This window comes from Pantoea sp. Morm, assembly GCF_016643525.1.
Lineage (GTDB): Bacteria > Pseudomonadota > Gammaproteobacteria > Enterobacterales > Enterobacteriaceae > Pantoea > Pantoea dispersa.
Genome location: NZ_VOQX01000119.1, coordinates 1 through 11,783, shown reverse-complemented (window position 1 = coordinate 11,783; position 11,783 = coordinate 1). Strand labels below are relative to the sequence as shown.

Annotated in this window: 8 protein-coding genes and 1 pseudogene; 6 read left to right on the top strand and 3 right to left on the bottom strand. The window is 59.9% G+C overall.

Annotated elements, in window-relative coordinates:
• The 3 genes and pseudogenes from FT726_RS24100 to rsmJ all read left to right on the top strand — a co-directional run.
• Window positions 1-1,810: pseudogene (locus FT726_RS24100) on the top strand (hypothetical protein); the annotation flags it as partial.
• Window positions 1,811-2,025: 215 nt separating this feature from the next.
• Window positions 2,026-4,068, top strand: a complete 2,043-nt coding sequence (gene prlC, locus FT726_RS24095; RefSeq protein ID WP_288424380.1) for an oligopeptidase A — start codon at window positions 2,026-2,028, stop codon at window positions 4,066-4,068.
• Between the two features lie 8 nt (window positions 4,069-4,076).
• A complete protein-coding gene (rsmJ, locus tag FT726_RS24090; protein ID WP_058759341.1) occupies window positions 4,077-4,826 on the top strand; it encodes a 16S rRNA (guanine(1516)-N(2))-methyltransferase RsmJ in 750 nt (249 codons plus the stop codon).
• Between the two features lie 115 nt (window positions 4,827-4,941).
• On the opposite strand, the gene uspA is transcribed toward rsmJ, so the two are convergent.
• Window positions 4,942-5,379, bottom strand: coding sequence for a universal stress protein UspA (gene uspA, locus FT726_RS24085; RefSeq protein ID WP_021508107.1), 438 nt, complete (start codon window positions 5,377-5,379; stop codon window positions 4,942-4,944).
• Window positions 5,380-5,801: 422 nt separating this feature from the next.
• Between uspA and uspB the strand changes: the two genes are divergently transcribed.
• Window positions 5,802-6,137 carry a universal stress protein UspB gene (uspB, locus tag FT726_RS24080; protein ID WP_010618665.1) on the top strand — a complete coding sequence of 112 codons (336 nt, stop codon included), beginning with the start codon at window positions 5,802-5,804 and terminating at the stop codon, window positions 6,135-6,137.
• A 78-nt stretch (window positions 6,138-6,215) separates the two neighbouring features.
• Here uspB and pitA read toward each other — a convergent pair whose 3' ends face one another.
• Window positions 6,216-7,715, bottom strand: coding sequence for an inorganic phosphate transporter PitA (pitA, locus tag FT726_RS24075; protein ID WP_021508108.1), 1,500 nt, complete (start codon window positions 7,713-7,715; stop codon window positions 6,216-6,218).
• Between the two features lie 240 nt (window positions 7,716-7,955).
• On the opposite strand from pitA, the gene FT726_RS24070 reads away from it, so the two are divergent.
• Both FT726_RS24070 and FT726_RS24065 read left to right on the top strand, forming a co-directional pair.
• Complete coding sequence (locus FT726_RS24070; RefSeq protein WP_288424389.1) at window positions 7,956-9,140, top strand: NAD(P)/FAD-dependent oxidoreductase; 1,185 nt, start codon at window positions 7,956-7,958, stop codon at window positions 9,138-9,140.
• A gap of 524 nt (window positions 9,141-9,664) precedes the next feature.
• Window positions 9,665-10,015 (top strand): hypothetical protein, encoded by a 351-nt coding sequence (locus FT726_RS24065; protein WP_288424391.1) that lies wholly within the window; start codon window positions 9,665-9,667, stop codon window positions 10,013-10,015.
• A gap of 73 nt (window positions 10,016-10,088) precedes the next feature.
• Here FT726_RS24065 and FT726_RS24060 read toward each other — a convergent pair.
• Window positions 10,089-11,783: autotransporter outer membrane beta-barrel domain-containing protein (locus tag FT726_RS24060; protein ID WP_346303577.1), on the bottom strand; the 1,695-nt coding region annotated here is incomplete at its 5' end.

Here is an 11,783-nt window from a genome sequence, read left to right as displayed (position 1 = left end):
AGCGGCTGATGATGACATGCTGCGCGCGTTCAGCGAAGCAGCGCGCACCCTGCCGCCGGCACCGGCAGCAAAACCACAGCCACCTGCAAAACCGGCCGCTAAACCGGCGACGAAAACCGTCAGCAAGGCAGAGAAAAAAGCCGCAACAGCGTCCGATCACAGTGCGGAACTGACGCGTCTGCGCGCCCGCGTGGCGGAGCTGGAAAAGCTGTCTGCGGCACCTGCGGTGAAAGCGGACGATGCGTTAAAGGCGCAGCTGGCTGCCAGCGACAAAAAGCTGGCAGCGCTCAGCGCGGAGAAGCAGCAGCAGGAGAAAAACATTGCCACGCTGCAGCAGGCGCTGAAAGAGGCTCAGCAGCAGCAAAGCACCGGCAGCGCCCAGCTGACGAAACAGCTCAGCGACGCGCGCGCGGCGGTCACTCAGAGCGCCGACGCGCTTAAAGCGCTGAAAGCGGAAAACGATAAGGTGCTGGCGGCGCTGCAGGCAGAGAGCAAAAAACAGCTCAGCGCCCAGCAGGCCGGGAACGATAAAAAACTGGCAGCGCTCAGCGCGGAGAAGCAGCAGCAGGAGAAAAATATCGCCACGCTGCAGCAGGCGCTGAAAGAGGCACAGCAGCAGCAAAGCGCCGGCAGCGCCCAGCTGACGAAACAGCTCAGCGACGCGCGCGCGGCGGCCACCCAGAGCACCGACGCGCTGAAGGCGCTAAAAGCAGAAAACGAGAAAACGCTGGCGGCGTTGCAGGCTGAGAGCAAAAAGCAGCTCAGCGCCCAGCAGGCGGCAAGTGACAAAAAGCTGGCGGCCTTACAGGCAGAAAACGACAAGGCGCTGGCGGCGCTGCAGGCTGAGAGCATAAAACAGCTCAGCGCACAGCAGGCCGCAAGTGACAAAAAGCTGGCGGCCTTACAGGCAGAAAACGAGAAGGCGCTGGCGGCGCTGCAGGCTGAGAGTAAAAAGCAGCTCAGCGCCCAGCAGGCTGAGAGCGCCCAAAAACTGGCCGCGCAGCAGACTGCAAGCGATAAACAGCTGCAAGCGTTACAGTCTCAGCAGACGGAAAGCGAGAAGAAGCTCACCGCGCTACAGACGCAGCAGGCCGAGCGCGAAAAACAACTCGCCGCGCTGGATAGCGAAAAACAGCAGCAGGCGCACAACCTGGCGCAGCTGACGCGGGAACTGGAGGCGGCGAAGCAGCAACCGGCCGCCGCACCAAAACTTTCTGCCCCGAAAAGCGATGCTGAACGCGATGGTTACACGCTGGGTCAGTTCATCGCCAGCAATGCGGTGGTGCAGTTGCAGATGGTCAAAGACATCGGCCTCAGCATCAGTATGGATCAGCTGATTGCCGGCTTAACCACCCAGTTGCAAAGCGGTGATTCGCTGCTTGATGGCGAAGAGATGGCGCGCCGTTACGCCACCATGCAGGCCTCCATTGGCAAAGGACTGAACGCACTGATTGAAAAAGGTTACGCGCAGCTGGACAAGAAAGTGGCGAAGCGTAAAGCGCTGAAGAAAGATCTCGGCATGCAGTGGTTTGCGGTGAAAAGCGTCAAAGGCAAACTGCTGCCGGACCAGCAGGCAGCGGTCAGCGTCCGCGTCACCACTCTGAGCGGCAAGGTAATCAACGATTTTTCGCACGATCAGGTGCCGTTCAACGACAGCCTGCCGCCACTGTTGCAGGAAGGCATGTCGCTGACCGGTAAAGGCGGCGCAGTGGAAGGCTGGGCGCTGGCGAAAGATATTTACGAGCGCGAGCCGCTGCCACCGTGGGTCGCGCCGTATGATGTGATCCATTATCAGCTGACCATCAAATAACCTCTGGCCCGCCGTCTGGCGGGCTTTTTTTCAACATTGCGCGATAAATCGCGCCGCTACTGATACGTGCACTTACTGTAGCGGCGCGATTCATCGCGCGTTTTTCTCTCTGCCCTTGCGGGTGGCATTGATTTTCCCCTCGTCTGGCCGCATGTTAGTAAAATTGTGTCGCGCCCCTGCGCGCGGCCCCACTCCATGATGAAAGGACTGCGCTTATGACCAATCCGTTACTCACGCCTTTTACGCTACCGCCTTTTTCCGCCATCAAACCTGAGCACGTGGTTCCCGCTGTAACTGAAGCGCTGAACGACTGTCGCGCGGCGGTGGAGCGCGTAGTGGCGCAGGGCGCGCCTTACACCTGGGAAAATTTAGTCCAGCCGCTGGCGGAAGTGGACGATCGCCTGGGCCGTATCTTCTCGCCGGTCAGCCACCTCAACTCGGTAAAAAACAGCCCGGAACTGCGCGAAGCCTACGAGCAGACGCTGCCGTTGCTGTCCGAATACAGCACCTGGGTGGGCCAGCACGAAGGCCTGTATCAGGCGTATCGCAACCTGCGTGAGGGCGAGAGCTACGCGCAGCTGGATACCGCGCAGAAGAAAGCGGTGGATAACAGCCTGCGCGACTTTGAGCTGTCCGGTATCGGCCTCGATAAACAGAAACAGAAACGCTATGGCGAGATCGCCGCGCGCCTCTCCGAGCTGGGATCGGCTTACAGCAACAACGTGCTGGACGCCACCATGGGCTGGAGCAAACTGATCACCGACGAAGCTGAACTGGCGGGAATGCCGGAGAGCGCACTGGCCGCAGCCAAAGCGCAGGCGGAAGCCAAACAGCAGGAAGGCTGGCTGCTGACGCTGGATATCCCGAGCTATCTGCCGGTGATGACCTACTGTGACAACGCCGCGCTGCGTGAAGAGATGTATCGCGCCTATTCCACCCGTGCCTCCGATCAGGGCCCGAACGCCGGTAAATGGGACAATGGCCCGATCATGGCGGAAGAGCTGGCGCTGCGCCACGAGCTGGCCGAGCTGCTGGGCTTTGACTCGTTCGCCGACAAATCGCTGGCGACCAAAATGGCGGAAAGCCCGTCTCAGGTGATCGACTTCCTGAACGACCTCGCTAAACGCGCGCGTCCGCAGGGTGAAAAAGAGCTGGCGCAGCTGCGTGCCTTTGCCAAAAAAGAGTTTGGCGTGGATGACATGAATCCGTGGGATCTCACCTATTACGGCGAGAAGCAGAAACAGCATCTGTACACCATCAGCGACGAACAGCTGCGTCCGTACTTCCCGGAATCACGCGCGGTGAACGGTCTGTTTGAAGTGGTGAAGCGTATTTATGGCATCACCGCCAAAGAGCGTACCGACGTGGATGTTTACCATCCGGACGTGCGTTTCTTCGACCTGTTCGACGAGAGCGGCGAGCTGCGTGGCAGCTTCTACCTCGACCTTTACGCGCGCGAGCACAAGCGCGGCGGCGCGTGGATGGATGACTGCGTCGGGCAGATGCGTAAAGCCGATGGCAGTCTGCAGAAGCCAGTGGCGTACCTGACCTGTAACTTCAACCGTCCGGTTCAGGGCAAACCGGCGCTGTTCACTCACGATGAAGTGACCACGCTGTTCCACGAGTTCGGCCACGGCCTGCACCACATGCTGACGCGCATCGAAGCGCCGGGCGTGTCTGGCATCAACGGCGTGCCGTGGGATGCGGTCGAGCTGCCGAGCCAGTTTATGGAAAACTGGTGCTGGGAGCCGGAAGCGCTGGCGTTCATCTCCGGCCATTACGAAACCGGTGAGCCGCTGCCGAAAGCGCTGCTGGATAAAATGCTGGCGGCGAAGAACTATCAGGCGGCGCTGTTCATTCTGCGTCAGCTGGAGTTCGGCCTGTTCGATTTCCGTCTGCATACCGAGTTTAATCCGGCGCAGGGCGCGCAAATCCTCGAAACCCTGCGTGAAGTGAAAAAGCAGGTTGCCGTGGTGCCGAGCCCGGAGTGGGGCCGCTTCCCGCACGCCTTCAGCCACGTGTTTGCCGGTGGCTACGCGGCGGGTTACTACAGCTATCTGTGGGCCGACGTGCTGGCTGCCGATGCGTATTCGCGCTTCGAAGAAGAGGGCATCTTCAACCGTCAGACCGGTCAGTCGTTCCTCGACAACATCCTGACGCGCGGCGGTTCCGAAGAGCCGATGGAGCTGTTCAAACGCTTCCGCGGTCGTGAACCGCAGCTGGATGCGATGCTGGAACACTACGGAATTCAGGGATAAGCCTGCTTGTGAAGATCGGTTTAGTGGATGAAACAGGCGCCGGAGACGGCGCCTTATTACATTTGGCGCAGCGCTGGGGGCTGGAGCAGGACGACAGCGCCACGCTGGCGCTGGTGCTGACAGCGCAGCATCTGGAGCTGCGTAAAGTGGATGAGCCAAAGCTTGGCGGCATATTTGTCGATTTCGTTTCCGGTGCGATGGCGCACCGGCGCAAATTTGGCGGCGGGCGCGGCGAAGCGGTGGCGAAAGCGGTGGGCATCAAAGGGGATTACCTGCCCGACGTGGTGGATGCGACGGCGGGACTGGGGCGCGATGCCTTTGTGCTGGCCGCGCTGGGCTGTCGCGTGCGTATGCTGGAGCGCCATCCGGTGGTCGCGGCGCTGCTGGAAGATGGTTTGCGGCGTGGCTATGAAGATGCGGAGATCGGCGGCTGGCTGCGCGAGCGCCTGACGCTGCTGCATGTGGTCAGCCAGCAGGCGCTGAGTGATATCACGCCGGCACCGGACGTGGTGTATCTCGATCCGATGTATCCGCACCGGCAGAAAAGCGCGCTGGTGAAGAAGGAGATGCGGGTGTTTCAGTCGCTGGTGGGGCCGGATGAGGATGCCGATGCGCTGCTCGAACCGGCGCGCCGTCTGGCGAAGAAGCGCATCGTGGTGAAGCGCCCGGATTACGCACCGCCGCTGGCTGGCGTCGCCACTCAATCGGCGGTGGTGACCAAAAGCCACCGTTTCGATATTTATCCGCCGTTGGTTTAGGCGGTGCGGCAATAAAACAGGTCGGCATTAATGCCGACCCTACAGCGTTAATGTTCATTGCAGGTTCGCCATTGATGGCGACCGAATCCGGTCCCGGCGACCCCACGCCTCGTGATTATTCCTCTTCCTCATCGCGCAGCGGCACAATCAGCATATCGATATGCACGGTATTAATCAGCTGGCGCGCTGACGACATCAGCTTGCTCCAGAAATCCTGATGATGGCCGCACACCACCAAATCGACATCGTATTTTTTAATCGCGTCCACCAGCACCTGGCCGAGATCGCCGCTGCCGCTCAGGGTTTCGCTAATCGGATAACCGGCGTTGGTGGAAAGCTCGCGCAGCGCGGTGTGTGTCTCTTCCGAAATACGCTTCTGCATATCGCCGAGGTTGACGTCAATCAGCCCGGTGTAGAGATCTGAATAGTTCACATCAACGTGAATCAGCGAGATTTTTGCATCATAAGGACGGGCCAGTGATACCGCTTTATCAACCAGTAACTGGCTTTCCGGGGAAAGGTCTACTGCAATCAGGATGTGTTTATAAGCCATGATAAAACTCCTTTCTCAAGATTCTGGGGCAACCCGAATTTCTGCCGTTCCGCTGGCGTAATCCTTTGCGCGTAACGGCGATGAAGCGCCACCAACCACAATGTCAGCCACGCAGGCGAATAATTGTTATATCCCGAGTATAGCCAGAGTGGGTAGCAAATGCTGCAAACCGAAGCCCGGCTGTGAGTCAGATCATGGGTTATCGCTTTTTTCGCTCGCGCTGAACGAAAATCATCGCTGGAAAAAATTTAAACAGATCTCCTACACTGAAAATGAGGGCCACTCCCGTCCGGGTAGCGCGCTCAGGTCCGCATAACAACAATGCAATTCGATTCATCTGTGGCTGGCTTATTTCCCGTGGGGCGTCTGCAGCTTTTCCCCGCTGCAGGTAACGTCATTGCGGCTCCAGCCGGGAGGGGAACATGATCAGCACTATCGCGCTTTTTTGGGCTCTGTGTGTGGTTTGTCTGGTGAATATGGCGCGTTACTTCTCATCGTTGCGCTCACTGCTGGCGGTGCTGCGCGGGTGCGATCCGTTGCTGTATCAGTATGTTGATGGTGCCGGTTTCTTTACGTCCCACGGTCAGCCGAGCAAGCAGGTGCGGCTGGTGCGCTATATCTGGGAGAAACGCTATCGCGATCATCACGACGATGAATTTATTCGTCGCTGCGAGCGGGTGCGTGGTCAGTTTGTTCTGACCAGCGGGCTGTGTTTTCTGGTGGTGGTGAGCCTGATCGCCTTAGCGATTTGGCACTGAGAGGGGGAGCGGGTTCTGTCGCGGCGCGCTGTGTTGTATTCGCAACGCACCACGACATAACCCTGCAACGCTGAAGCGTTAAATCAGCTTCAGCGCAATCCAGTACAGCGAGCCAGACAGCAAAATACACACCGGCAGGGTGAATACCCAGGCCATCGCGATATTTTTGATGGTGCGGCTTTGCAGACCGCCGCCATCTACCAGCATGGTACCGGCAACCGACGATGACAGAATGTGCGTGGTCGAAACCGGCATCCCGGTGTAGCTGGCGATACCAATCGACACCGCCGCCGTTACCTGGGCCGACATGCCCTGCGCATACGTCATGCCTTTTTTACCGATCTTCTCGCCGATGGTGGTCGCCACGCGGCGCCAGCCAATCATGGTACCGATGCCGAGCGCCAGCGCGACCGCCACGATAATCCATACCGGCGCATACTCGATGGTACCAAGCAGATCGCCTTTCAGCTTATTGAGGAAGCGCTTATCGTCGGCGCTGGTCTCCGGCAGCTTAGCGGCTTTGTCCGCGGTGTCGGAGATGCACAGCAGCAGACGACGCATCTGACCGCGCTGGTCAGGCGTGAGATCGCTGTAGCTCTGCAGATTACCCAGCAGACCCTGCGCACGGTTAATCGCATCGAGCGCACGGGAGCTATCACAATGGAACTCCTGCGGGCCGCCGAGCGACTCTTCCGGCGTCGGCACCGCCGGTGGTGCCATCTGCACGATGTGCGTCAGCGACTGGCCGTGCTGCTGGTAATACTGCTCAAGATGATTCACCGCATCGCGCGTACGGGTGATGTCATAACCGGAGGCATTCATATTCACCACAAATCCCGCCGGCGCGACGCCAATCAGCACCAGCATGATCAGGCCGATGCCTTTCTGACCGTCGTTGGCACCGTGCGAATAGCTCACGCCAATGGCGGAGACAATCAGCGCGATACGTGTCCAGAACGGTGGCTTTTTCTTGCCGTCGATCTTCTCGCGGTCAGCAGGCGTCATGTGGATGCGAGCCCGTTTTTTGGTGCTGCTCCAGTAGCGACGCAGCAGGAAAATCAGGCCACCCGCAATGATCAGACCAACAATCGGCGACAGAATCAGGGAGAGGAAAATATTGATGACTTTCGGCAGGTTCAGCGCATCCACCACCGACGTGCCGGTCATCAGCGCATTGGTGAGACCAATACCGATGATGGCGCCGATCAGCGTGTGCGAACTGGACGCCGGTAAGCCGAGATACCAGGTACCGAGGTTCCAGATAATCGCCGCCAGCAGCATGGAGAACACCATGGCGAGCCCATGCGCCGAACCGACATTCAACAGCAAATCGGTTGGCAGCATATGCACGATGGCATAGGCCACGCTCAAACCGCCGAGCAGCACACCTAAGAAGTTGAACACACCGGCCATCACAACCGCCAGTTGCGCCCGCATCGCACGGGTGTAAATGACTGTAGCGACCGCGTTGGCAGTGTCGTGAAAGCCGTTGATTGCTTCGTAAAACAACACAAACAGCAGAGCAAGAACCAATAACAGGCCGGTGCTTAGGTCAAGACCAGCAAACAGATGTAGCATAAACGTTACGCCATTTTGGAGGACATGAACGCGGCGCATTATCTGCGACAACGTGCGCTATGGGAAAGAAAAATATAGCTCTTTTTTGTCTTAAATTTGTCATCCGGCAGGTAATTAAAGGCAAAAAGACCGCAAAATGAGCAAGTTACAATATGACACATTTACGGCAATTTTTTGTCGCTGGCGCGAAAAGCCGCAGATCTCTACAATCAGCGCCTTTCAATCAGGTGGATTAAGGCAGTGGAAAAGTTTGACGTTATCATCATTGGTGCAGGCGCGGCCGGCATGTTCTGCGCGGCGCAGGCCGGGCAATTGGGCCGTCGCGTGCTGCTGCTGGATAACGGCAAGAAGGCGGGGCGCAAAATTCTGATGTCCGGCGGCGGCCGCTGCAACTTCACTAATCTGTACACCGAACCGGCGGCATATCTGTCGCATAATCCGCACTTCTGCAAATCGGCGCTGGCGCGTTACACCCAGTGGGATTTCATCGATCTGGTTAATCGTCACGGCATCGCCTGGCACGAGAAAACTCTCGGCCAGCTGTTCTGCGATGATTCGGCGCAGCAGATTGTTGATCTGCTGCTGAAGGAGTGTGAAGCCGGCCAGGTGACGCTGCGACTGCGCAGCGAAGTGCTGAGCGTGGCTCGCGACGACGACGGTTACACGCTGCAGCTAAATGGCTCGGCGGTTCGCGCGGACAAGCTGGTGATCGCCAGCGGTGGTCTGTCGATGCCGGGACTGGGAGCAACGCCGTTCGGATATAAGGTGGCGGAACAGTTTGGCCTGCGCGTCCATGCGACGCGCGCCGCGCTGGTGCCATTTACGCTGCATAAGCCGCTGCTGGAGCAGCTGAACACGCTTTCCGGCGTGGCGCTGCCGACCACCATCACCGCTCAGGACGGCACGTTATTTAAAGAGGCGATGCTGTTTACCCACCGCGGCCTTTCCGGTCCGGCGGTGTTGCAGATCTCCAGCTACTGGCAGCCGGGCGAGTTTATCACCGTCAACCTGTCGCCGGAGACCGCGCTGGACGATTTTATCGACGTGCAGCGCGCGGCGCATCCCAACCTCAGCCTGAAAAACAGCCTGGCGAAGATCCTGCCGAAGCGGCTGGTGGAAGTGCTGCAGGAGCTGCAGCAGATTCCGGACGTGACGCTGAAGCAGCTTAACAGCAAGCAGCAGAGCGAGCTGGTCACCACACTGCACCAGTGGCGCGTGCAGCCAAACGGAACCGAAGGCTATCGCACCGCCGAAGTGACGCTGGGCGGCGTGGATACCACGCAGCTGTCGTCTAAGACCATGGAAGCACGTGATGTGCCGGGGCTCTATTTCATTGGCGAAGTGGTGGACGTGACGGGCTGGCTCGGCGGCTACAATTTCCAGTGGGCGTGGAGCTCGGCGTGGGCGTGCGCGCAGGCGGTTTAATCATTTGAATTCATAGTGGTTTTTCCCTCACCCTAACCCTCTCCCGCAAGCGGGAGAGGGAACTGACCGGTGCCGGTTGGGGAGAGGGAACTGGGCGGTGCCGGTTGAGGAAAGGGAACTGGGCGGTGCATGCCTTTCACACTTTCCACCCGCTGCGCCTTCCTGGTTAACTCATGTGATGCACTGCATTCCCCACCCGCAGCGGACAACTCCCTCGCCCGCTTGCGGGAGAGGGAACTGGGCGGTGCATGCCTTTCACACTTTCCACCCGCTGCGCCTTCCCGGTTAACGAATGTGACGCACTGCCTTCCCCGTCCGCAGCGGACCACTCCCTCGCCCGCTTGCGGGAGAGGGCCGGGGTGAGGGCAAACCCAAACCCAAACGACTAAGAATCTCCCCCATTTGTCAGACTGCACTGACCGGCGCGTAGGCCTGGTCTCATTAACCTTAAACCTGCCAGTCCTTAAAATAGCCTGAGGCCAGCCGGTCAGCACAGGGGAAGCGCAGGGATGAAAGACGCATACATGGATTGGTTTATTCACCACTTTATTCAGCCGCCGCGCCAGGCGCGCGTGCGTTTGCTGGCTTATACCGGCGGGCCGGTGGCCGCGCATCAGCTGGCGAACAGCCTGCCGCGCTGGCTCAATAACGATGTGCAGCACCTGCGACGCGGCATGATGCGCGAGTATCGCGCGCAGATTAACGGCATGGCGCATTTTCCGGCGCTGGTGACGGATTTCAATGACGCGCGCACGCTGGCGCTGGCGGAACTGCAGCCGCAAAAGGGAGGACGTCTGCTGGTGATCAGTCCCGGCGCCGGGCTGTTCTTTCTGTTTCAGCCGCAGGGCGGTGGACGCGTAGGGCGTGTCGCTTAACGCGCTGCGGCACCCTGTCAGCCAGACAGTGGTGCCGCAGCAAAAGGCACGCTGAATGCGTGCCAGATGAGGATCAGAACTGCCAGCGCAGGCCCGCGCTGCCGCTCCACGGTGATGTCAGCTTATCGCCGTGGCTCCAGCTGGCGTCCGCATACAGCGCAACATCGCGCGTCAGTGAGACGTTAACGCCCGCGCCCAGCTCCAGTCGTTGGCCCGCCAGATTGCTGTTCATGCGTTGATCGTTAACGCTGACGGCATTATCGCGCACCAGCTCCTGCGCCAGCGCGGCACGCAGCCACGGCTGCACTTTGCCGCCGTTCTCCAGCGCCAGCTCGCGTCCACCGGTCAGGTTCAGCGTTGCCAGACGCGATCCGCCAGACGCCGCCTTCGCCGCCAGATCGTTACTCAGGCGATATGCTTTGCCCTGCACCCTCAGCGAGGAGAACTGCAGTGATGGCTCGGCGAACCAGCCGTTCTGATAGTTAAACTTGCGGCCCAGCTCCAGCGAGGCGCCAAATCCGGCGGTCTGATAGCTGCCGCTGGCCTTGCTGCCATCGGACATACGCGCGTCGGCGCGGTTGCTGAAGTTGTTGGCTTTCACTACCGCATCGGCGAACCAGCCGTCATTCAACAGCCAGGTGTGATAGCCACCAATATAGAAACTGTTGATGGTGCCCTGGCTGCCGCCGCTGAGGGCCAGCCGGCTTTTGCTGATGCCGCTGAACACGCCGAGCAGGCGCTGGCCATAACCGGTGGTTTTGGCGCTATCGACGCCCATCGCTACGCCCTGCATCTGCTGGCGCCACGCCACGCCGCTGCGCGCATTGATACGCCAGTCATTGCCGATGACGCGCGTCCAGGCGCCGCCCTGCGCTGCGCTGTTGCGCACTTCGCCAAGACGGGTACGCAGATTAGTTAGCTCGCTGTACCAGGCGATCGGCGCGGCGTTAAACAGTGCGGTGACTGTGGCGGCGGAAGGCGTTGGTAACGGCTGCTTGTCCTCATCGTGCTTCTGCGCCAGCACCCAGTCCTGGCCGCGCTGCTCCAGCTGATACTGCCACGCGCCGGCATCCACCACGCCGTGCTCCAGCGCAAAGTGGGCATCGCCGCCGCCGGTAGTCACCACCGTCAGCGCCGCGTCGCTCTGCTGCGGTTCGCGCCCGCTGTTACTAATCCCCAGCCGATGATCGCCGCTGGCAGCGCCCACAACACGAATCAGATCGCCCTGCAATGCTGCCAGATCGGTGTTCAGGTGATAGCTGCCGTTGCCGCTCAGCGTTTGCACATCCAGCGTGCTGAAGCCGCTGGCCTGCGGGGCAAAGCTCACGTTACCGTCGCTGTGCAGCGTATTAAGCGTTGAGCTGGCGCTGAGCTGCCACTGGCTGCTGGCGTCGAGCGTCAGACTATCGGCACCCTGAACGCTGCCGCTCAGCTGTGAGGCGTTGCTTAGCGCCAGCGCCACCCGGCTGGCGGCGTCGGCGCGCACGTCGCCTTGCAGCCGTACATGGTTATCCGCGTTCAGCATGACTTCTGACGGCAGCGTGCCGCTCGCCACGTCCAGCAGCGCGTCGCCGCCCTGCAGCTGGCTGCCGTTGGTCAGCGTAATGTCAGCGCTGCTGTTGGTCACTTTGATGGCCGCACCCTGCTGGCTGACGATGTGCGTACTGTCGAGCGTTACCGTGCTGCTGTCGCCGTTGCTGTTGGCGTTCACCAGCAAACCCGCTGCCTGCTGGCCTGCGGTGCTGCACGTGCTGTGCTGCAGCTGCAT